23 protein-coding genes are annotated in these 20155 nt (G+C 66.3%); 13 read left to right on the top strand and 10 right to left on the bottom strand.

All coding sequences use genetic code 11. The features are described 5' to 3' along the window. Positions 1-2: 2 nt before the first annotated feature. Positions 3-1781, bottom strand: a complete 1779-nt coding sequence (locus AL3_RS17685) for a BCCT family transporter (RefSeq protein ID WP_083521887.1) — start codon at positions 1779-1781, stop codon at positions 3-5. Between the two features lie 211 nt (positions 1782-1992). Further along, positions 1993-2613: a flavin reductase family protein gene (locus AL3_RS17680; RefSeq protein ID WP_066303589.1), complete on the bottom strand. Its 621-nt coding sequence runs from the start codon at positions 2611-2613 to the stop codon at positions 1993-1995. Between the two features lie 51 nt (positions 2614-2664). Between AL3_RS17680 and AL3_RS17675 the strand changes: the two genes are divergently transcribed. After that, a complete protein-coding gene (locus tag AL3_RS17675; RefSeq protein ID WP_066303587.1) occupies positions 2665-2994 on the top strand; it encodes an antibiotic biosynthesis monooxygenase family protein in 330 nt (109 codons plus the stop codon). Between the two features lie 107 nt (positions 2995-3101). After that, positions 3102-3329 (top strand): hexameric tyrosine-coordinated heme protein, encoded by a 228-nt coding sequence (locus AL3_RS17670; protein WP_066303580.1) that lies wholly within the window; start codon positions 3102-3104, stop codon positions 3327-3329. Here the strand turns inward: AL3_RS17670 and AL3_RS17665 are convergent. Then, entirely contained in the window at positions 3317-4774 is a 1458-nt protein-coding gene (locus AL3_RS17665; RefSeq protein ID WP_083521886.1) for an FAD-binding oxidoreductase, read from the bottom strand. The two genes, AL3_RS17670 and AL3_RS17665, sit on opposite strands and share 13 nt — an antisense overlap. Positions 4775-5054: 280 nt before the next feature. Here AL3_RS17665 and AL3_RS17660 point away from each other — a divergent pair, with 280 nt between their 5' ends. The 4 genes from AL3_RS17660 to AL3_RS17645 all read left to right on the top strand — a co-directional run bounded on the left by AL3_RS17660 (position 5055) and on the right by AL3_RS17645 (position 7430). Then, positions 5055-6080 carry a GTP pyrophosphokinase gene (locus AL3_RS17660; protein ID WP_161599335.1) on the top strand — a complete coding sequence of 342 codons (1026 nt, stop codon included), beginning with the start codon at positions 5055-5057 and terminating at the stop codon, positions 6078-6080. Between the two features lie 151 nt (positions 6081-6231). Then, a complete protein-coding gene (locus tag AL3_RS17655) occupies positions 6232-6531 on the top strand; it encodes a hypothetical protein (protein ID WP_066303576.1) in 300 nt (99 codons plus the stop codon). Positions 6532-6669: 138 nt separating this feature from the next. Next, complete coding sequence (locus AL3_RS17650) at positions 6670-6885, top strand: hypervirulence associated TUDOR domain-containing protein (RefSeq protein ID WP_066303574.1); 216 nt, start codon at positions 6670-6672, stop codon at positions 6883-6885. A 5-nt stretch (positions 6886-6890) separates the two neighbouring features. Then, positions 6891-7430: a DUF488 domain-containing protein gene (locus AL3_RS17645; protein ID WP_066303572.1), complete on the top strand. Its 540-nt coding sequence runs from the start codon at positions 6891-6893 to the stop codon at positions 7428-7430. Positions 7431-7556: 126 nt separating this feature from the next. Here AL3_RS17645 and AL3_RS17640 read toward each other — a convergent pair whose 3' ends face one another. Further along, complete coding sequence (locus AL3_RS17640; RefSeq protein ID WP_066303565.1) at positions 7557-8576, bottom strand: LLM class flavin-dependent oxidoreductase; 1020 nt, start codon at positions 8574-8576, stop codon at positions 7557-7559. A 98-nt stretch (positions 8577-8674) separates the two neighbouring features. Here AL3_RS17640 and AL3_RS17635 point away from each other — a divergent pair, with 98 nt between their 5' ends. Then, positions 8675-9031 carry a nuclear transport factor 2 family protein gene (locus AL3_RS17635; RefSeq protein ID WP_066303563.1) on the top strand — a complete coding sequence of 119 codons (357 nt, stop codon included), beginning with the start codon at positions 8675-8677 and terminating at the stop codon, positions 9029-9031. 20 nt (positions 9032-9051) lie between these two features. Here AL3_RS17635 and AL3_RS17630 read toward each other — a convergent pair whose 3' ends face one another. After that, complete coding sequence (locus tag AL3_RS17630) at positions 9052-9648, bottom strand: DUF1349 domain-containing protein (RefSeq protein WP_066303561.1); 597 nt, start codon at positions 9646-9648, stop codon at positions 9052-9054. Positions 9649-9702: 54 nt separating this feature from the next. Next, positions 9703-10569: an IclR family transcriptional regulator gene (locus AL3_RS17625; RefSeq protein WP_083521884.1), complete on the bottom strand. Its 867-nt coding sequence runs from the start codon at positions 10567-10569 to the stop codon at positions 9703-9705. Between the two features lie 140 nt (positions 10570-10709). On the opposite strand from AL3_RS17625, the gene AL3_RS17620 reads away from it, so the two are divergent. From AL3_RS17620 to AL3_RS17605, 4 genes are read left to right on the top strand one after another with little or no spacing between them, the layout of a single operon-like run. After that, positions 10710-11660, top strand: a complete 951-nt coding sequence (locus AL3_RS17620; RefSeq protein WP_066303559.1) for an ABC transporter substrate-binding protein — start codon at positions 10710-10712, stop codon at positions 11658-11660. Between the two features lie 10 nt (positions 11661-11670). After that, a complete protein-coding gene (locus AL3_RS17615) occupies positions 11671-12885 on the top strand; it encodes a cytochrome P450 (RefSeq protein WP_066303557.1) in 1215 nt (404 codons plus the stop codon). A gap of 16 nt (positions 12886-12901) precedes the next feature. Further along, on the top strand, positions 12902-13216 hold the full coding sequence (locus AL3_RS17610; protein ID WP_066303555.1) for a 2Fe-2S iron-sulfur cluster-binding protein: 315 nt from the start codon (positions 12902-12904) through the stop codon (positions 13214-13216). Between the two features lie 3 nt (positions 13217-13219). After that, positions 13220-14488, top strand: coding sequence for an NAD(P)/FAD-dependent oxidoreductase (locus AL3_RS17605; RefSeq protein ID WP_066303553.1), 1269 nt, complete (start codon positions 13220-13222; stop codon positions 14486-14488). A gap of 30 nt (positions 14489-14518) precedes the next feature. On the opposite strand, the gene AL3_RS17600 is transcribed toward AL3_RS17605, so the two are convergent. Then, on the bottom strand, positions 14519-15214 hold the full coding sequence (locus tag AL3_RS17600) for an HAD family hydrolase (RefSeq protein WP_151723866.1): 696 nt from the start codon (positions 15212-15214) through the stop codon (positions 14519-14521). 171 nt (positions 15215-15385) lie between these two features. Then, positions 15386-16456 carry a YeiH family protein gene (locus AL3_RS17595; RefSeq protein WP_066303552.1) on the bottom strand — a complete coding sequence of 357 codons (1071 nt, stop codon included), beginning with the start codon at positions 16454-16456 and terminating at the stop codon, positions 15386-15388. Positions 16457-16528: 72 nt separating this feature from the next. On the opposite strand from AL3_RS17595, the gene AL3_RS17590 reads away from it, so the two are divergent. Continuing rightward, positions 16529-17512, top strand: coding sequence for a LysR substrate-binding domain-containing protein (locus tag AL3_RS17590; RefSeq protein WP_083521883.1), 984 nt, complete (start codon positions 16529-16531; stop codon positions 17510-17512). 660 nt (positions 17513-18172) lie between these two features. Here AL3_RS17590 and AL3_RS17585 read toward each other — a convergent pair. Then, entirely contained in the window at positions 18173-18847 is a 675-nt protein-coding gene (locus AL3_RS17585; RefSeq protein WP_066303549.1) for an alpha/beta hydrolase family protein, read from the bottom strand. A gap of 32 nt (positions 18848-18879) precedes the next feature. Beyond that, positions 18880-19329: an Lrp/AsnC family transcriptional regulator gene (locus AL3_RS17580; RefSeq protein ID WP_083521882.1), complete on the bottom strand. Its 450-nt coding sequence runs from the start codon at positions 19327-19329 to the stop codon at positions 18880-18882. Positions 19330-19409: 80 nt separating this feature from the next. On the opposite strand from AL3_RS17580, the gene AL3_RS17575 reads away from it, so the two are divergent. After that, entirely contained in the window at positions 19410-20123 is a 714-nt protein-coding gene (locus AL3_RS17575) for a LysE family translocator (RefSeq protein ID WP_066303546.1), read from the top strand. Positions 20124-20155 lie beyond the last annotated feature (32 nt).

Genomic DNA, 20155 nt, shown 5'->3' with positions numbered 1-20155 from the left:
TTCTAGGAACCGTTGCCGCGGTCCTTCCGAACGGGCAGGACCCGGCGCCTGAACTGTCTCTTGACGGCAGCATCGACGTGTTCGGCTACGTGCTCTTCGTAATGCTCCTGGACATGATCCGTGACGTGCGCCATCAGCTCATCACGGGCCAGTTTGCGCTGCGCCCGCATGAGCGCGGCATGTTCCTGGTGGAAGGCCTTTGCCGTTGCGGCACACATCATCAGGATGACCACGCTGAATGGCACGGCGGTGAGGATCGCTGCGGTCTGGATGGCTTCCAAGCCGTTGGCCAGCAGCAGCGCGATGGCTACCGCAGCCGCGGAGAGTGCCCAGAAGATGCGGATCCAGTTCTTCGGTTCCACCTCGCCGCCGGTGGAGAGCATCCCCATCACCAGGGCGCCGGAGTCGGCGGAGGTGATGAAGAAGATGCCGATCAGGAGGATGGCGCCGATGGTGAGGGCGGTCCCGCCTGGCAGGCCGTCCAGCATGCCGAAGAGCGCCCCTTCGGTGTCCACCGTTCCATCCGGGGCAATGAGGCCGCCGCCGCCGAAGAGTTCCCGGTAGATGGCGGTCCCGCCCAGGACGGTGAACCAGAGGAAACCGACGATGCTGGGGACCAGAAGGACACCGGCGACGAACTGGCGGACGGTGCGGCCCTTGGAAATGCGGGCGATGAAGATGCCGACGAACGGTGCCCAGGAGATCCACCAGCCCCAGTAGAAGGTGGTCCAGGCTGCCTGCCAGGCCTCACCTTCGGCACCGGAGAAGGCCAGGGTATTGAACGTCAGTCCGACGACGTTCTGCAGGTAGTTGCCGATGGACTGCACGAACTCCCGCAGCAGGAACAGGGTGGGGCCGGTGAACAGCACGAACAGCAGGAGCGCACCGGCGAGGATCAGGTTGGCGTTGGAGAGCCACTTCATACCTTTCCCCACACCGGAGACCAGGGAGACAATGGTGAGGGTGATGATGCAGAGGATGAGGCCTATCTGCGTCATCTTGGTGGCCTGCAGGATGTTGGCCTCTTCGAGCCCGGCCGAGATCTGCAGGACGCCCAGGCCCAGGGAAGTAGCAACACCAAAAAGCGTTCCCACCAGTGCGACGATGTCCACCACGTTGCCCCAGCCGCCGGCCACACGCCGGGTACCCAGCAGTGGTTCCAAGGTCCAGCGGATGGAAATGGGCCGGCCTTTGCGGTGTACGGCGTAGGCGATGGAGACGCCCACAACAACGTAGATAGCCCAGGCATGCAGCCCCCAGTGGAGGTAGGTCTGCGTCAAGGCGCGCTGGGCGAGCTGGATTGGGGTGCCCGCAACGCCTGGCGGCGGGGACGCGTAATGGCTCAGGGGCTCAGCCACACCGAAGAAGACCAGCCCGATGCCCATTCCTGCGGCAAACAGCAGCGCAAACCAGGACATGACGGAGAACTCGGGTTCGTCGTCGTCCTTACCGAGTTTGATGTCGCCGTAGCGGCTCAGTCCGATCCACAGGGCGAAAGCGACGAAAACGGCGACGGCCGCGACGTAGTACCAGCCGAACCACCGGATGACGTTGGTTTGGATGGAAGTGAACATCTCCGTCGCCGTGGCGGGAAACACAATCGCAAAGAACGCGAAAGCCACAATAATGGCGGCCGCAGGCCAGAATACCCATCTGTCGACGCGCTTGACGGGCCGCGTCGGGGGTGCGGGAGGCTCCCGGTCCACCTCGGCGTTGTCCGCCGTTTCCGGTGGGTCGTTCTCCGGGTCTTCGCTGGTACTGGCGCCTGGTGTGGCGGACATTCCCAATTTCTCCTCCTGCGCTGTGAAGCGCTCAGACTGCTCCGATGAATGCTTCGTTGCGGGTGTTCTGCAGCATGTAAGTCTACTGATCAACCCGGTGCAAAGATCAGCCGCAGCGAAAACTAACCAGGATTGATGCCCGATTGAGATGCCGGGCACCGGTTGCCATCCCGGCAGGAGTGTCTTAGAGGAGCCCGTTCCCGCCCGGGATTCAGCCCTTCTGGTAGTGCCCGGGCCACTGGTCGGCGGGTATCCGGGTGATCGTCCGGACCTCGCCGATGGTTCCCCATTCATTCAGGCCCAGCCGGGAGAGCGGGCGGAGCTTCTCGATCCGCGGGTGCGCATCGGCGTCGAGCACCTCGTTGCGGACAGCCGCATGGATGATCTCGCCGTAGACCACAAAACAGTCGCCCACCGGGTGGATCTCATGCAGCCGGCATTCCAGCGCCACGGGGGAACCGGCTACGCGGGGCGGGCGGACCGCGGCACTCGGTTCCCGGGCGATGCCGGCCGCGTCGAACTCGCTCACTCCGGCGGAGAAGCCGGTGCCGGTGGCGTTCACCGCTTCGAAGAGTTCCTCCGGCGCCAGGCTGATGACGAACTCCTCGGTCTGGCGGATGTTACGCAGCGAGTCCTTTTCACCCACCGAGGTGAAGGACACCATCGGCGGGTTCACCGAGGCCACGGTGAAGAAGGAATGCGGGGCCAGATTGTCCACACCATCGGCGGAGACGGTGGAAACCCAGGCGATGGGCCGCGGCACCACCACGGAAGTCAGCAGGCGGTAGAAGGCACGCCCACCCATGGCAGCCGGTTCGAAATCCGTTCTCATTCCCCGAGCTTAGCTGTGAGCAGGGTTATGGCCGTGTGAGCATAATGGGCTATGAGCATCATCAAGATCAACGCAATCACTGTCCCTGCCGACTCCGGAGACGAGCTGGCACACCGCTTCGCTGCCCGCGCCGGTGCCGTCGACAACCAGGAGGGGTTCGAAGGCTTCGAGCTGCTCCAGCCGACCGACGAGCGCAGCACCTGGCTGGTTATTACCCGGTGGCGGGATGAGAAGTCCTTCCAGGACTGGGTTGCCTCCAAGAACTTCGGACATGGCCACGGCCAGGGCGAAGGTGCGGATGAGGCGCGCCAGAAGCCGGTTGGCGTCAGCGCTGAGCTGTGGAGTTACCGGACCGCCGGCGGAAGCACCCCCGAAGCCTAGGCCGCGCCGCGGGATGCCGGACCCGGCCGGTTCCCAAAGCCGGCCGGGGCTGGGATGGTGGAACAGGGGGCACACGGCGGACGACCGACTTTGAAATCAGGTGCATCATGGAACTGATCCCGGGCAACTCCCTCATCACGGAATCACCGGAAGCCGGCCGCAGGCTGGCCATGGATATGGCCCTGCACAGCATCTACGCGATCCAGCCGGACGATGAAGTGCTCAAGACCGGACGGCAGGTTTACGCCACGGATCCCGACGAGCTGATCGCGTCCTCGCAGGTGGTGGCGCTCGAATTCGCGACCATCGCCGCAGCTAACCACTACTGGCGCTGAGCCGGCCCCGAAGTGCCTGCCGGCGCGATGTTGTGGTTCCGCCGGAACAGGTTCCCGGGGTCCACGGCCTGCTTCAGGGCCGCCAGCCGGGCCAGTTTCTCCCCGGAGTAGACGCTCGGAGCCGCCTGCACAGGATCTTCAGCGCCCATGAAGTTCACGTACTGTCCACCGCTGGCGTGCGGCTCCATGTCGGCGGCGAGTCCGCGCACGAACGCTGTGTGATGCTCGTCGTCCGCCTGATCGTTCCAGAACCCGTAGACGTTCAGCCAGTAGCCGGCGCCGCGGACCGGGAACGACGTCGCGTCCTCCGGTACCCGGGCGAAGGCGCCGCCCATGTGGTGGATGTCGAAGCCGGTGCCCCGCCACGCCTGTTCCCGCCCCCGCCGGGTAAGGACCTCGATGACGTCTGCATCCAGTGCGTCGAAGGACGTGTTCTTCCAGTAGGCGCGTGACCCGTCTGGAAACAGGGGGTCCACCGAGGACTGCCAATCGGTCCACAGCACCGGATCCACCATTTCGGCATCCGGGGGAGCGAGCTTGCGCAGGCGGCGGACGGCGTCGTCCGCGGCTTGATGGTCTTCGCCCGCCCAGGCGAAGCCCACCGCCAGGATGGGATCGTCGCCCATGTCCCAGTCCGGGGGCGGCACCAGGAAGGAGGCGATGCTGGTGAGCTCATCTGGCAGGTCCCCGGTCCAGGCGTCGAAGGCCCGCAGCGCGTCCGGGAAGCGGTCGGCGTTGTAAACCAGGTTTCCGCTGTACACGGTGTCCGGCACGGGCCAGGCCTGGAAGGTAAAGGACGTCACGACGCCGAAGTTTCCGCCGCCCCCGCGCAGGCCCCAGAACAGCTCGGGTTCCTCCTCCGCAGACGCATGCACCATTGTGCCGTCCGCCAGCACCACGTCCGCTCCGAGCAGGTTGTCCACGCTGAGCCCGTGGGAACGGGTCATCCAGCCGACGCCGCCGCCTAGGGTCAGGCCGGCCACCCCCGTCTTTGACACAACGCCGAGCGGGACGGCCATGCCGAACGGCACGGTGGCGGTGTCAACGTCCGCCAGGGTGGCGCCGCCGCCTACCGTGACCGTCCGGGCAATCGGATCGACTTCCACCGTGCGCAGCCCGCCGACGTCGAGCACTATTCCGCCGTCGACCGTGCCGTTGCCGGCCACGTTGTGGCCGCCGCCGCGGACCGCCAGCGGCAGGCCGGTGGCCTGCGCGAAGGCGAGCACCGGGGCGACGTCGTCCGGGCTGGCCGCCCGCACTACCGCGGCGGGCAGCACATCGATCATGCCGTTCCAGACGCGGCGGGAAGCCTCATACGCTTCGTCCCCGGGCAGGGTCACCGTTCCGGAAACAGCAGCCACCAGCGCCGGATACAGGCTTGCCTCCGGCTGAGGCCAGGGCACCGCAGACGAAGCGGAATCGGAGAGGGTTGGGTTTTCGGACATGATCCACCGCCTTGGAAGCACCTGCTGTTCCGCCCGGGCCGGGAGGAACGGGGGACTGGGAAACGGGCAACTGAAACCAGTCTTTGCCTCTCCCGGAGCAGATTCAACGCCCTGCGGAGAAGTCCCTCCGGCCCGGCGGCAACCACGCGGGTTACTGACCTTTATTCCGGGTTCCGATTGTTTTTGGCCTGCCCCGGCCGAAGACTGGGGAAGGGTTCGACGTCGTCGCGCTAACGGATCCCGCCGCTGCCGACGGCGCCGGTGCCGGCAAGGAGCGAACGTGGAATTACCGTCGGTTCACAGCGACCAGGTGAATCTCTGGGCCCAGGCCTTCCGGGCCGACCGCCCGCAGTTTGAGGCTGCCGAGGAAGCGATTCACGCGGCCGTCGTCGCCCGGCTGGGGGATGACGGGCTGAATTACCACCACATTCAGCACCGGGTGAAGGGCGCGGGCTCGCTCAGCGAGAAGCTGTCCCGGGTGCTGCCCGACGGCTCGCCGAAGTATCCCAGCGGTATGCGGGATATCGACGACGTCATCGGCCTGCGCATCATCCTCTTCCTGGATTCGGATATCAGCAGCGCCATCGGCGCCCTCAGCGGGGCCTTCGATCAGCTGGGCCACGTGGACAAGGCCGGTGAGCAGCGTTCCCGCGGAGAATTCGGCTACTCCGGCCAGCACCTGGTGCTTGCCGTCCCAGACCGGAATCCACCGCCCGGCTGCGAAGCCTTCTGCGGCCAGCGTTTCGAGGTGCAGCTGCGCACCATCCTGCAGCACGCGTGGGCCGAATTTGAGCACGATATCCGTTACAAGGGCGGCGGGGAGGTTCCCCCGGAGGTCAACCGGGCCTTCACCCTGGCCTCGGGCCTGATCGAGCTTGCCGACCGCGAGTTCGACACCATCAACGAACTGGTCACGGCGCAGAAGGCCCGGGACGAGAGGGAGGCCGTGCACGCCGTCGCCGCACCCTCGGTGATGCTCACGGCCGATGCGGTCCGCGGCATCCTGGAACATGAACTGCCGCAGAATCCGCGCAGCCGTGCGGACCAGTACGAATGGCTCGTGGATGTGCTCCGCGCCAACGGGGTGGTTTCCGTGCCGCAGGCCTACGCCCTGTTCAAGACCGCTGACTGGGCCATTGTGTCCCGGCGGATCGAGTACCGCTTCCGTCCCGGCCACGTCCGCGCCGCGGACGACGTCCTGCTGCACCGGTTCGGGCTGGACTACGTGGAACGTACGCAGCTGATGGACGAGGACGGCACGCGCCGCGCGAAGCTGGAGTACCGGCTGGGGCGGCTGGGCGGGTAGGCCCGCCTCCGGACCCGGACCCGGACCCGGCCGGATGGCGACTGGCGCGGCGGCTGGGGAGACGCGGGCGGCGGGGCGAGCGCCGTCGGGCATCCAGAGCCGGTCCAGCGCCGGGGTTAGGCTGGAAGCAGTCCAATCTGAAGGAGAAACCGTGGCATCCCTGCTGACCCCGCTCATCACTTCCGCCGGCCTGATCGGCGGCTACAAGACCGCCCGTGACACCGGCAACCGCCAGCTCGGCGGCGCTGTCCTGGCCGCTGCGGGTGCGGCAGCGTTTGCTCTGTGGAAGCGCGACGCCGGCACCGGAACCGCCGTCGCCCTGACCACCACCTACGTCGCCGCTTTCGGTCTCTCCCATCCGCTGGCCAAGAAGCTGGGTGCCTGGCCCGCGGTCTACACCGTCACTGCGGCAACTGCTGTTGCCTCGCTGGCTTTCGGGCGGCGGAAGTAGCGAACCGGGCGCGGAAGCAGCCTCTCCGGGGCCGCTGTCCTGGTGAGTGTGCAGCTCTGGTGACTTGGCCGCGGTTTTGGTCGCCAGATCTGTACACTCAGCCGGGAGCTTTCAATCAGGACTACCAAGAGAGCAGTAATGTCTGAACGCTTCTCCGTGGGGGACCACGTTTCGTGGAACTCGGAGGCTGGCCGGGTCTCGGGCCGGATCGTAAAGGTGCACACGGCTGACTTTGACTACAAAGGCCACACCCACCGGGCGTCCCCGGAGGAGCCGCAGTACGAGATCCGGAGCGACAAGACAGACCATGTTGCCGCTCACAAAGGCAGCGCACTCCGCCTCCTGAAGGAGTGAACGCAGTGGGGACACCACCGATCTTCACCATCGGCCACTCCAACCGGCCCTTGGACGAGTTTCTGGAGCTCCTTCAGGACAGCGACGTCGAGCAGGTGGCGGACGTCCGGAAGCTGCCGGGCTCCAACAAATACCCGCAGTTCAACAACGACGCTCTCGAAGCATCCCTGGCGGAGATCGGCATCAAACTGATCCGGCTGGAAGGTCTCACGGGCCGCCGTCCGGTCAGCAAGGACGTGCCGTTCGAGGTGAACGCCTGGTGGGAGAACCGGAGCTTCCACAACTATGCTGACCACGCGCTCTCAGCGGAGTTCTCTGAGGCGCTCGAGGAGATCCGGAGCGCAGCATCCCGGACAGCGCTGATGTGCTCCGAGGCTGTCTGGTGGCGGTGCCACCGCCGGATCATTGCGGACCACCTTCTCGCCCGCGGCGGGGAGGTCCTTCACATACTCGGCAAGCACCAGGTGAAAGAGGCGGAGCTGAGCCAGGGCGCGGTTGTCGGCAGTGACCATGAGGTCACCTATCCGGCGGTTCAGGTTCACTGACTCCGGGGCGCTCAAGGGGAAATTCTGCGGAAGCTTCTCGGTGCCGGTGCCGTGGGCACCGGCACCGGCGCCATGAGCGCCGGGGCTCAAGGCAATCGAGCCAACCGGCTGCCCGCGCCGCGGCGGCTACCGCCAGCCGGCGTCGGGGGCCACCAGCTTCACGATGTTCTCCAGCAGTGCGGCGTTGTAGTCCACTCCAAGCTGGTTGGGCACGGTCACGAGGACGGTGTCGGCTTCCCGGACCGCGGCGTCGGCTGCCAGTTCCTTCGCGATCACGTCCGGCTCGCCGACGTAGCTGCGCCCGAACCGGGCCAGGCCGCCGTCGAGCCGGCCCACCTGGTCGCGGCCCTCGGCCTGCGCGCGCAGCCCGAAGTAGCGGCGGTCGGCCTCGGAAACCAGTGGAATGATGCTGCGGCTCACTGAAACCCGCGGCGTGCCGGGATGGCCGGCGTCGGCCCAGGCCTGGCGGTAGACCTGGATCTGCTCGGCCTGCAGCTCATCAAACGGAACGCCGGTGTCCTCGGTCAGCAGGGTGGAGCTCATCAGGTTCATGCCCTGCTCACCGGTCCATTTCGCCGTCGCCCGCGTTCCGGAGCCCCACCAGATCCGCTGGCTGAGGCCGGGGGACTGCGGTTCAATCGCGAGGAGACCGCGGGTGCCGGTCATCTCCGGGTTAGCCGGGGCGATGCCGTGCCCGGCGATTGCGGCCCGGAAGACGGCGGTGTGGCGGCGGGCCAGATCGGCGTCGGACTCTCCTTCCGGCGGGAGGTAGCCAAAGGACTCGGCGCCGCGCAGGGCCGGCTCGGGGGATCCCCGGCTGATGCCGAGCTGCAGCCGGCCGCCGCTGATCAGGTCCGCACCGGCTGCTTCCTCTGCCATGTAGAGCGGATTTTCGTACCGCATATCGATCACTCCGGTGCCCAGCTCGATCCGGCTGGTGCGTGCTGCCATCGCTGCGAGCAGCGGGAACGGAGAGGCCTGCTGCGGCGCGAAGTGGTGCACCCGGACGAAGGCGCCGTCGGCTCCGAGTTCCTCGGCGGCGACCGCCAGGTCAATCGTCTGCAGGAGTGCGTCCCGGGCTGTCGGCGTCAGCGAACCCGGAACATCGCGGTAATGGCCGAAGGAAAGGAAGCCAATTTTCTTCATATCTGCTACAGCGCCTGGAGCGGGGCGGATATTCCGGCCCGGCTCCGGATACCGGAACCCCTGTTGCCGGCACAGCGCCGGGTCTAGACTCCCGGACCATGGCAAACGAACTTGTGGTGCTGGAAACGGAGGGCTGGCACGCGCTCTCCATCGGGCCGGAGGAGGCCACCGCGTTCTACTCGCGGGTGCTCGCGCGGGAGCCCGTGATCATGCTGACCAACGGCCTGCGCATCACCGACCGCAACCAGATCATCGCCTCAATGGACGGCCCTCCGTGGACCAGTTTCGAGATCATCGAACCGCTGGAAACGTATCTGGGGCCCGACGTCGGATTCCTCACCTACAAGGTGCGGGCCGACCGCGACGGCACTCCGTACACCGCGCTGCTCAGCAGCGTCTACGTCAAGGAAGACGGCGAGTGGAAGCTCGCCCTGCACCAGCACACGCCGTACTGAGAACCGGGGCGTTGAACTCTCTAGTGGAGCGCTGCGGGCTGGGCATGAAGGTCATCGTCGACGAGACCGAAAGAGACCCGCGAAAAGGAAACGGTGAGTCCTGCCCGCTCCGGTGCCGCCAGATAGAGGCCGGCTTTGGTGGAGCCGGTGATTTCCAGGTGCGCTACCCGGATGGTCCGCCAGGGTTCCTTCTCTCTGCGTGCCCGGAGGACGACCGAGTTCCCGGTCCAGCTGGCACGGATGGTGACGTCGCTGTGAGCCCATTCCGGCACGGCGCTTTGGGACCAGTCGGAATATTCACGTGTCACCACAGCGCCCACGTGAGGTTCCTCATCGGTGAATTCGACGCCGGCCTTTATCCAATGCGACTCATCGGTGCGGATCATGAGCCCAGCTTGGTCGTACGGCCCGTCAAAGGAGGATTTGAACGTAACCTCCAGGGCGCCGTCCCCAGTGATAGGCACAAGAAGCGCGTGGCCTGAATCCCGCTGGAAACCGTAGTACGTCTTTTCCCAGTAGTCACTGCCCTGGGCTGCTTCAACAAGGAGATTGCCGCCGTCGAGTTCGCTTCTGACAGGCGGATGTGTCCAGGTGGCCTGGTTCAAGAATTCCTGCATAGTCCTGCCTATCATCTCGACGTAGCCGTACCTGGTAATGACCCACACTGTGCCCTACTGCGGATGGTCCTTCCGGTGCTGCCCCAGGAACTCCATGGAATGCCTGGAGGAGTGCACCAGCGTGCGGTATTTACCGCCCACCGGGGAACCGGGATCGCCCAGCGGCAGATAGGCGGCCTGCAGCGCCGTCGACACCTGGCGGGCAGCATCCTTGAGCAGCCGCACCGTCGGCAGCGCCGGTGCAGTGTCATTGGGGACCACCACGCTGATGGCGGCAACAACCGTTTCCTTCAATCCGTAGACCGGGACGGCGATTCCGCGCGCATCAGGATGGATGAAGCCGTTGCCCACGGCGTGGCCCTGTTCGCGGATTTGGGCCAGCAGCCGCCGGAGGTGCGCCGGGCTTTGGACCGTGTCCTCCGTGTATTTCACCAGCCCGGACGCCAGTACTTCAGCCTGGAAACTGCCCGGGGCATGCGCCAGCAACACCAGCCCGCTGGAGGAGGCATGCAGGGGCAGGCGGCCGCCGATGAGCGTCACATTAACCACGGCGTTCCTGGTGGACAGCCGCTCCAGGAACAGCACTTCATGGCCCTGCAGGATGCCCAGCTGAGCGTGCTGCCGCACGGCGAAATGGATTTCCTGCAGATAGGGCATGGCGATTTCCCGGATACCCAGGGCGCCGGGGGTCCGGCAGGCGATTTCCCACAACCGCACACCGATCCGGTAGGTCTTGTCACGTTCCCGTTCCAGCAGGCCAAACTGTTCGAGCTCGGTGACCACCCGGTGCGTCGTCGCCAGCGACAGCCCGCTTCGCTGCGACAGCTGGGACACGGTCAGGAATGCGGAGTCCACGTCAAAGGTGCCCAGGATCTGCATTATGCGGCTGAGCGCAGATCTCCCTGCCGACGCATTCGCCATGTTTTCCTTTCAACGGAAACTAGCTGGAGCCTGAATTGTGACACAACTCATACTCGGGTGACGGGATTGGTGATCCAAGAATCCGCCTCCCGGCAGAGCTTTGTATCCGGCGCAATGAGGCGCCCTTTGGAAGGAAAACCATGATTCGACGCGGAACCGTCCGGCGTTATTTCACCATCGCGGCACTTTCTGCCGCCGCACTGGGGCTGGCCGCATGCGGGTCGCCCGGGGAAGCCGCGGCGGAGGAAGCCGTGCAGATCGGCTACTTCCCCCTGGTGCATACTGCGACCGCGGTCAATGCCGAGGAGAACGGCCTGTTCGCCGCGGAAGGGCTGGAAGTGGAACTGGTCCAGACCCAGGGCGGGGCCGCCGCCATCCCCGCTTTGATCTCCGGCAACGTCGACCTGACCTACGCCAACTACACCTCGGCGCTGCTGGCCGTCCAGCAGGGCCTTCCGGTGCGCTTCATTTCCGGGAACGACGTCGGGGCAGCGGACCACGGGATCTACGTTGCCAAGGACTCCGGCATCACCACGGTCGAAGACCTGGCGGGCAAGACCTTCGCGGTGAACAATCTCCAGAACATCGGCACCGTCGCCATTTACTCACTGCTCGAGGATGCCGGGCTGGATACAGCGGCCGTGGACCTCATCGAAATGCCCTACCCGGATATGCAGGCCGCGCTGGAGCGCGGGGCCGTGGACGCCATCTGGCAGGTCGAGCCGTTCCAGGCCAGCGCGGAAGCAGCCGGGTTCGTCAAGATTTCCAACCTGTTCACCGGCCCGGTCGAAGGAATGCCGGTGGCCGGCTGGATCACTACGGAGAAATTCCTGCAGGAAAATCCGGAGGCGGTGGAAGGGTTCCGCAAGGCCATCGCAGCCTCAGCGGAGGAGCTGCAGGACAACCGGGCACGGCTGGCCGAGCTGGTTCCCACTTTCACCAAGGTTTCCGCGGAAGTCGTGGAGCAAATCGAAATGCCCCGGTTCCAGGGCCAGCTCGACGGTGATCAGCTGCAGAAAACGGCAGACCTGATGCACAAATACAAGATTATCGACGCCGCACTGGACGTCCGCCCGCTGCTCGCGGACTAAGAGGAGAACCATGACTGCCACCACAGAATCCAGCCGCCAGGAAATCCCGGTCCTTGACCTGGATCCGTTCGCTGATGACTTTCTTTCGGACCCGTACGACGCCCATGCCCAGCTGCGCGAAGCCGGACCGGTGGCCTGGCTGGACCGTTATCAGGTCTGGGCGGTGGCCCGCCACGACGAGGTCGCACAGGTGTTCGCAGACCATGAAACCTTCATCTCCTCGGCCGGCGTCGGAATCTCGGATTTCCGCAAGGACAAACCCTGGCGGGCCCCGAGCCTGCTGCTTGAGGCAGATCCCCCCGAGCACACCCGGGCGCGGCACGTTGTGACCAGCATCCTCAACCCCAAATTCCTGCGTGAGCTCAAAGCCGGCTTCCAGGAACGGGCTGATCACCTGGCGGAGCAGGTGGCGGCGCGCGGAGTTATCGACGGCGTCAAGGACCTGGCCGAGGCCTACCCGCTGGAGGTTTTCCCGGACTTTGTCGGGCTGCCCAAGGACGGGCGCGAGAACCTCCTGCCCTATGGATCCATGGTCTTTAATACCTTCGGGCCCCGGAACGGGCATTTCGAAAAGGCCATGGAGAAAGGTTCGAAGGCCGCAGGCTGGGTGATGGAACAGTGCCAGCCAGGGGCCCTCAGCGGCGACGGACTGGGCAACCGGATCCACGCCGCCGCCGCGGAAGCGGGCTACGAAGCGGAGGACTCTGCCCGGCTGCTGCGCTCCTTCCTGTCTGCTGGAGTAGACACCACCGTGCACGGGATCGGCAACGCTCTGCTGTGCCTGGCCCGGCACCCGGACCAGTACCGGCTGCTGCACCAGGACCCGACGCTGGCCCGCGCCGCTTTCGAAGAGACGATCCGGTATGAATCACCGGTTCAGACCTTCTTCCGGACGACGTCCCGCGACACGGAACTGTCCGGCATCAGGATTCCGGAAGGGTCCAAAATCCTGATGTTCCTTGCTGCTGCCAACCGGGATCCCCGCCGGTGGGAGAACCCGGACGTCTTCGACATCACGCGCAAGAACGGAGGTCATGTCGGCTTCGGGTTCGGTGTCCACGCCTGCCTGGGCCAGATGCTCGCCCGGCTCGAGGGGGAGTGCATCCTCTCAGCACTGGCCCGCCGCGTGCAGAAAATCGAGATCGCCGGCGAGCCCGTACAGCAGCTCAACAACACGCTGCGCGGGCTGGATGCCCTGCCGCTGCGCCTCACCCCGTCCGCCTGAACTCCCGGAGCTGAAGATGCCCAAAGTAACCTACGTCCAGCCTGACGGCACCGAAATGATTGTCGACGCCGAAGCGGGGGCCAGCGTGATGCGCACGGCAGTCTCCTCCGGCGTTCCCGGGATTGTGGCGGAATGCGGAGGCAGCGCCATGTGCGCCACCTGCCACGTCTACGTAGATCCGCGCGACCGGGCGGCGCTGCCGGAGATGCTCGCCGTGGAGGACGAGATGCTCGACTGCGCGGCCGCCGAACGTGAAGCCGGGAGCCGGCTCTCCTGCCAGCTCCCGGTGTCCGCGGACATCAGGGTCCGTATCCCGGAAACGCAGGTCTAGCCGATGGGAACGGCCGGCACTAAGGGCGCCACCCTGATCATCGGAAACTGCCAGGCCGGAGTGCAGCTGGCCAACACGCTGCGGGAGCTCGGCGATACCGCCCCCATCACGCTGGTCGGTGAAGAAACCCACCTGCCGTACCAGCGGCCGGCGCTGTCCAAGGCCTTCCTCAAAGGAGAAGCGACCGCCGCTTCACTGACCTTCCGCACCCCGGAGTGGTTTGTCCAGCAAGGGATTGAGCTGGTCACCGGGGAACAGATTACAGATATCTCCCGGGACAACGACGGCGGCACTGCCGCCGGTGCGGGCGGGCGGGAGTTCCGCTTCGCCCGGCTGGCACTGACCACAGGGGCTGCTCCGCGGAAGCTCAACCTCCCGGGGACGGAGCTGCAGGGGGTGTGCTATCTGCGCGGCGCCGACCAGGCAGCATCCCTGCACCGCTTCCTCGGCGGGGCACGCAGCGTCGCGGTGATCGGCGGGGGATTCATTGGCCTGGAAGTGGCCACCGCCGCCCGGGAGGCCGGCAAACAGGTCACCGTCATCGAAGCGGCTCCGCGCCTGGTCGGGCGGGCCGTGGCCGAAACAACCAGTGATTTCTACCTTCGGGCACACCGCAGCCGTGGAACCACAATCCTCCTGGACGCGGGCATCGTCCGCATCACGGGAAAAAACGGCCACGTCACCGGGGTGGAACTTGCCGGCGGCACCACCGTCCCTGCCGACGTCGTTGTTATCGGGGTCGGCGTGCTGCCGCGCACCGAACTGGCCGAACGCCTGGGCCTTCAGGTCAGCAACGGTGTTGTGGTGGATTCGCGCGCGGTGGCCTCGGACGGGGTCACAGTGGCAGCCGGAGACTGCGCGAACATGCCGAATCCGTCCCCTGCGGACTACGGCAACGGGACTCTGCGGCTGGAAAGTGTTCAGAACGCCGTCGAACAGGCGAAAACCGCTGCCCGGTCCCTGCTGGGGATGGAAGCGGAGTACCGCACGGTGCCGTGGTTCTGGTCGGACCAGGGGGACCTGAAACTGCAGATCGCCGGGCTCTCGGCCGGACACGACAGCACCGTCCTGCGGGGAGATCCGGAGAGCGGGAAATTCTCCGTCCTCTACTACCGCGGGGGGCGGATCCTCGCCGCTGACTGCATCAACACCCCGCGGGACTTCATGGCGGTGCGGAACGCCTTAACCCACGGGCTGGAGATCGCACCGGACGACGCCGCGGACCTGGCCCGGACGCTCAAGGAATCCGCGGTGCCGCGGGTTCCCGCCTGACGACCGGGCTGACGCCCTGGTCCGCCGGCACTAAACCCGCAGGGCAGCCCGCTCCGCCACCAGGGCTTCAAGATCGGCCACGGTCCGGCCGGCAAGGGTTTCCCAGCGGGTGATCCCGGGCTGTACGGGCACGTCGACGGCGTTCGGCACGGCAACCGTCACGGCACCGGAGGCCTTCGCTGATGCCACGCCGGGCAGCGAATCCTCCACAGCCACTGCGCGGTCCAGGTCCACGGCTGTACCCAGTTCCTCGCCCATCAGCTTGGCCGCCAGCAGGTAGGGCTCAGGATCCGGTTTCCCCATGGTCACCATCTCGCCGGTCACCAGGAACCGGAAAGTTCCCGCCGGCAGCTGATCGGCAATGACCTGGGCCAGGGTGCTCTCGCTCATGGTCACCATGGCGTTCGGCACGCCCGCCGCGTTGAGTTCCGCAAGCAGTTCCCGCGCTCCGGGCCGCCAGGGGATTTCCTGCCGTACGCTGCGGACCACGCTGGCAAGCATGGTGTCGAGGATTTCCCGTACGCCGAGGTTTGCTCCGGCTTCCTGCAGCTTCCTGGCTGAGTCCGGCAGGGCATTGCCCACCAGTTCCATCGCCTGCTCATCGCTCCAGCTGACTCCGAACCGGGCCATCAGCTCCTTCTCGGCAGCGAACCAGTACGGTTCGGTGTCCACGAGTGTGCCGTCCATGTCCCAGAAAACTGCCTGCAGTGCGGGAGCGGGTGTCAAAGGTCCTCCTGGTCGAGCCGCCGCAGGAAATCTGCGGTCCTCCTTGATCGTGGCAGCGGGTCACTCTTCCGTCAAAATTCAAGACGCGCCTGCCAGCGGAGTTCGTTCCTGCGTTACCGGGCGTTCAGCCGGCGGTCATCCAGCGGCGCTGCGGCCAGATGGAGGGCCGGCTCAGAGCGGTGGGAAAAGCACGGTCCCGGCCAGTGCGACGCCGAGGATCAGCACGGTGGCGCCCAGCCCCAGCAGGACCGGCCGGCCGCCGACCCGGATCAGTCCCTTCAGATCCAGGCCAAGACCCAGCGCGAACATGGCAGCTGCCAGCAGGATCGTCTGCAGGACCTGCCCGGCAGCCAGGACCGGGTCCGGAAGGAAGCCGGAGCTCCGCAGCAGCACCGCCGCCAGGAAACCGACGATGAAGAACGGCACAATAGGCGGCCGCTTACCGCCCGTGACCGCACCGGTTTTCCGCATGTACAGCGAGATGCCGGCGATCATCGGAGCCAGGGTGAGCACGCGGGCAAGTTTCACCGTCACTGCCACCGCCAGGGCCCCGCCGCCGACGGCGCTGCCGGCGGCAACCACCTGGGCCACTTCGTGCGTTGAAGCGCCGATCCACATGCCGGTCGACTCCGCGTCCAGTCCCAGCAGGCTGCCCAGGAAGGGGACTGCCGGGATCATCAGGGTGCCGAACAGGACAACCAGCCCAATCGCCGTCGCGGTTTCCTCCTCCTTGGCGTCGGTCGCGTTTTCCGCTGCGGCGACGGCGGCGGCACCGCAGATGGAAACACCGGACGCGATGAGCAGCCGCTGCGTCAAGCTGATTCCCATCAGGCGGCCAACCCACAGCGTCACGCCGAAGGTGATGCCGACCGAGGCCGCGACGACCAGCAGGACTCCGGGCCCGAGCCCCAGAATCGAGGAGAGCGAGAGCTGCAGTCCGAGCAGGATGATGCCGGCGCGGAGCAGCTTTTTGGAGGAGAAGGTGATGCCCGGCGAGAGCGTGCGCGGAACCCGGATGAGGTTCCGCCACAGCGCCCCCACCAGGATGGCGATCAGGAGCGGGCTGATTCCGGGGATCAGCTGCGAGATCAGCCAGGCCGCGGCGGCTCCGGCCAGCGTCACGGAAAGTCCGGGCAGATAGGAAATCCACTGCCTCTGCCGTTTGGTGCTGGATGCTGACGTGCTGCTTTGCAGGCTGGCGTCCCGCTCGGGTGGTGGTGCTTGGTGTTGCTTAGTGTCCATGTCTATAAACGTCTCAGCTTTAGCCGACGGCCAGTAGGCCCATTCTCGGCCGCGCAGTCATATGATTCTGATATGCCTACGCAGCGACCGCCCGTTGAAAACTGGCTGCAGCTCCCGGCCCTGCGGCTGCTTGTGGGAATCGGGGAACAGGGGAGTCTCAGTGCTGCGGCCCGGGCCGCCGGTATGGCCCAGTCCAACGCAACCCGGTCCCTCAAGACCCTGGAACGCCGGCTTGGCTACCCCCTGGTGACCCGGTCGACGCGGGGGTCGACGCTGACCCGGGAGGGCGCCCTGACTGCAGAGTGGGCCCGCGACGTGCTCGACGGCGTGGAACGGCTTGCCGCGGGAGCTGCGGCGCTGGCGGATGAGGGTCAGGTGAAACTTGCCGTCGGCGCCAGCATGACCATCGCCGAGCACCTGCTGCCCGGATGGATCGGTGAATTCCGTGCCCGGATGCCCTCCGTCGAGACGAAGCTGCGGGTGATGAATTCGGCCCAGGTGCTGGATGCGGTTGCCGCCGAAGAGGTTGCCCTGGGATTTGTGGAGACTCCCGAAATCCCGGCCCAGCTGCAATCAGTGACAGTCTGGACGGACCGCATGACGGTGGTGTGCGGCAGCGGGCATCCCTGGGCCTCGCGGGCCCGGCCGCTGGGCCTCGACGAGCTGGCCGGCACCGCCCTGCTCGAACGGGAGGCGGGATCCGGCACCCGCGCTTTCCTCGACCAGCTCATCGGTCCCCAGCGGGCTGAACCGTTGATGGAGCTCAACAGCAACGCGGCGATCTGCCAGGGCGTGGTCACTGGCCTCGGCCCCGCGATCCTCAGCGCGCTCGCCGTCGAGGGTGCACTTCGCAGCAACCGGCTGGTGGAGGTTCCGGTGCACGGGCAGCCGCTGGAACGGGAATTCAAGGCAGTGTGGAGTCCGGCAAACAGTTCCTCCGAGGCACTGCGCGGGTTTCTGGAAATCGCCCTGGGCGGGAGACGGCTCCAGGCTGTGGAAGCGTCAGGCGCCAGACGCGCACGAAAGCAAAAAGCCAAGAAGGCCGCTGATGGTTGAGGGCTGGGATGGCGTGCCGTTCATTGCCGGGATGGCGTGCGCTTCTGCGTGGTGCGCCGCCTGAGGGGCCGTGACTGAGGGAGTGCCTTCGCGCGCCGTGACTGATGGGGCGTGGCCTCGCGCGCCGGGACTGAGAGGCCGTGCCCTCGCACGCCGGGGCTGAGGGGCCGTGCCGTCGCACGCCGGGACTGAGGGGCCGTGCCCTCACGAGCCAGGACTGTCGCCTGTTCCCCTCCGGTTTGGGAAACCTCGGACGGTTTGTCGCCTGTTCCCCTCCGGTTTGGGAAACCTCGGACGGTTTGTGGCACTGCTTTCCTCCGGTGTGGGACTTTTCGGCCGCTTTGGGATTTCCCTCCGGTGCGCCGCCGCCGATTTAACCCAAAAGGGTCGATTTGTTCCGGAACGGAGGGTTTTCGCCCGAATGGACACTGAGCCGACACTGAGCCTGCGGAATTCCAGGGAGTCGTTACGGATGGGACAGATGTGGTCCCAGGAGTGCACTTTCATCACGAGGAGTGGGAATCTGCGCGGTGCATCTGCGGGAGCACGTCCACGAGCCGGTGACGGTGTGCGCTTCTGCGCGGCGCACCGGACGTGCCCCCACGCGCCGGGACTCGTAGGCATCGGCGCGGAAATCGGCACAGCGTACTGACGGACGGCCTACCGAGCAGACGCGTGTGCCCGCATAAACTCCAGCACCGGACCCGCCAGCGACGCCCCGATGTCCGACTGGGAACGCTTCTGCCCGCGCACCTCGAACATGTGATTGGCGCCCTCGATCCGCTCCACCACGGCATTCGGGCCGATCCGCTCAGCGATCGGCTCCAGCTCGCCGGGCAGTGCGAACGGATCCCGGGTGCCCTGCAGGAACAGCATCGGCAGGGTCAGTCCGTACAGATGTTCATCCCGCAGGTTCTCCGGCTTGCCCGGTGGGTGCAGCGGGTACCCCAGGTAGACCAGTCCGGCCGCGGCCATTCCCTCGGCGGCAGCCATGGACGCCATCCGCCCGCCGAAGGACTTGCCCGCTGCCCAGACCGGCACCCCGCCGGCGTTGTCCTCCGCGGCGAACATCACCGCACGCCAGGTGGCAACCGCCGCAGGGGCGCGGTCGGGAAACTTCTTTCCGGCTTCCCGGTAGGGGAAGTTGAAGCGCCAGGTGGCTACGCCGGCGTCGTTCATTGCGCCGGTGAACCCGGTAAGGAACGGATGCTCCATCCCCGCCCCGGCTCCGTGGGCGACCACCATGGACGCCCACGCGTCGTCGGGCCGCGCGAACGCGGCGGTGACCGTCCCGTCCCCGACGTTGACGGCAAGTTCCTCCTGCTGCACTGACATGGGTTCCAATCTACGCGCGGAGCCAGCCACGGTCACAGGGGGAGGGCTCCCTCCTCCTTCACCGTCTTCATCACGATGGTGCTGGTCAGCTTTTCGACGCCGGGAAGCCCCACCAGCACCTCGTCGTAGAACTGCTGGTAGGCCGCCAGGTCCGCGGCGATGACCTTCAGCAGGAAATCAGGTTCCCCGAACAGCCGGTCGGCTTTGACGATCTGCTCGATCCGCCCCACCTCGTCCTCGAAGGTCAGCATCTGCTGCCGGTCACGCAGGGTAACGAACACCAGTGCCTGGAAGGTGAGCCCGACGGCGGCCGGATCCACCACGGCCCGGTACCCGGTGAGCACACCGCTGCGTTCCAGCTCCTTGATCCGGCGGTGGCACGGCGCCACGGTGAGGCCCACCTCGCTGGCCAGTGCGGTGGCAGTCATTCGCCCGTCAATCTGCAGCAGGCGCAAAATTTCCCGATCAATATCGTCAATCACGCAAGAATCATACTGCTGAATGCCTCTGGCAGGCATAAACCGGTAAGCACTTATCGCCGTCGGATCCGTAGGCTTAAGGGATGGATTTTCAGCTGCTCGCGGGCTTCGCGGCCGTCTCTATCACCCTGGCCATGACCCCCGGCGCTGATTGGGCGTACAGCATCTCCGCCGGCCTGCGCGGCAACCGGATTGCCCCGGCGATTGCGGGGCTGTCCGCCGGTTACCTGTTTCACACGGCGCTGATCGTCGCCGGGCTGGCCGCACTGATTGCCGCCACTCCGCAGCTGCTGGCCGGGATCACGCTCCTCGGCGCGGCGTACCTGCTGTGGCTTGGGATCTCCACCATGCGGACCTGGCGCTCGGCCGGGTTCACGGCGGAGACAACGACGACGGCGGCAGCGGCGGCGGGCGGCCTAGAGGCAGGTGGGTCCGGGTCCTCCACAGCGGCCGCCGTCACCACCCTGGTTCCGGTCCGATCCACGGCACGGCAGGACTTCCTGAAAGGTCTCGGCACCAGCGCCACAAATCCCAAGGCCCTGCTGCTGTACCTGGCCCTGATTCCGCAGTTTGTCGATGCCGGCGCCTCCCTGGCGGTCCCGCTGCAGACCCTGGTCCTTGGCCTGTCCCACTTCGCGGTGTCGGCGGTGCTCTACACCGGCGTGGCACTGGCTGCCCGGCGGCTGCTGCGTTCCCGGCCCGCCGGAGCCCGCGCCGTCACCCTGGCCAGCGGCATCATCATGGTCTGCCTGTCCCTGGTGCTGCTGGCAGAACAAGGCACCTCCCTGTTCGGCTAGGGCTCCGGCCGGGCCCCGGAGCGGCTCGGCTG

This window comes from Arthrobacter luteolus NBRC 107841, assembly GCF_001552075.1.
Taxonomy (GTDB): Bacteria; Actinomycetota; Actinomycetes; order Actinomycetales; family Micrococcaceae; genus Arthrobacter_B; species Arthrobacter_B luteolus.
Note: the sequence above shows the minus strand (reverse complement) of the source record. Positions and strands in the feature narration are given on the sequence as shown.

Excerpts from the sequence above, each read along its gene's own strand:
- AL3_RS17575 (WP_066303546.1), top strand. The coding sequence starts at position 19,410 with ATGGATTTTCAGCTGCTCGCGGGCTTCGCGGCCGTCTCTATCACCCTG.
- AL3_RS17650 (WP_066303574.1), top strand. The coding sequence starts at position 6,670 with ATGTCTGAACGCTTCTCCGTGGGGGACCACGTTTCGTGGAACTCGGAG.
- AL3_RS17620 (WP_066303559.1), top strand. The coding sequence starts at position 10,710 with ATGATTCGACGCGGAACCGTCCGGCGTTATTTCACCATCGCGGCACTT.
- AL3_RS17670 (WP_066303580.1), top strand. The coding sequence starts at position 3,102 with ATGGAACTGATCCCGGGCAACTCCCTCATCACGGAATCACCGGAAGCC.
- AL3_RS17625 (WP_083521884.1), bottom strand. The coding sequence starts at position 10,569 with ATGGCGAATGCGTCGGCAGGGAGATCTGCGCTCAGCCGCATAATGCAG.
- AL3_RS17615 (WP_066303557.1), top strand. The coding sequence starts at position 11,671 with ATGACTGCCACCACAGAATCCAGCCGCCAGGAAATCCCGGTCCTTGAC.
- AL3_RS17680 (WP_066303589.1), bottom strand. The coding sequence starts at position 2,613 with ATGAGAACGGATTTCGAACCGGCTGCCATGGGTGGGCGTGCCTTCTAC.
- AL3_RS17630 (WP_066303561.1), bottom strand. The coding sequence starts at position 9,648 with ATGCAGGAATTCTTGAACCAGGCCACCTGGACACATCCGCCTGTCAGA.
- AL3_RS17685 (WP_083521887.1), bottom strand. The coding sequence starts at position 1,781 with ATGTCCGCCACACCAGGCGCCAGTACCAGCGAAGACCCGGAGAACGAC.
- AL3_RS17635 (WP_066303563.1), top strand. The coding sequence starts at position 8,675 with ATGGCAAACGAACTTGTGGTGCTGGAAACGGAGGGCTGGCACGCGCTC.
- AL3_RS17605 (WP_066303553.1), top strand. The coding sequence starts at position 13,220 with ATGGGAACGGCCGGCACTAAGGGCGCCACCCTGATCATCGGAAACTGC.
- AL3_RS17610 (WP_066303555.1), top strand. The coding sequence starts at position 12,902 with ATGCCCAAAGTAACCTACGTCCAGCCTGACGGCACCGAAATGATTGTC.
- AL3_RS17585 (WP_066303549.1), bottom strand. The coding sequence starts at position 18,847 with ATGTCAGTGCAGCAGGAGGAACTTGCCGTCAACGTCGGGGACGGGACG.
- AL3_RS17665 (WP_083521886.1), bottom strand. The coding sequence starts at position 4,774 with ATGTCCGAAAACCCAACCCTCTCCGATTCCGCTTCGTCTGCGGTGCCC.
- AL3_RS17675 (WP_066303587.1), top strand. The coding sequence starts at position 2,665 with ATGAGCATCATCAAGATCAACGCAATCACTGTCCCTGCCGACTCCGGA.
- AL3_RS17640 (WP_066303565.1), bottom strand. The coding sequence starts at position 8,576 with ATGAAGAAAATTGGCTTCCTTTCCTTCGGCCATTACCGCGATGTTCCG.
- AL3_RS17590 (WP_083521883.1), top strand. The coding sequence starts at position 16,529 with ATGCCTACGCAGCGACCGCCCGTTGAAAACTGGCTGCAGCTCCCGGCC.
- AL3_RS17595 (WP_066303552.1), bottom strand. The coding sequence starts at position 16,456 with ATGGACACTAAGCAACACCAAGCACCACCACCCGAGCGGGACGCCAGC.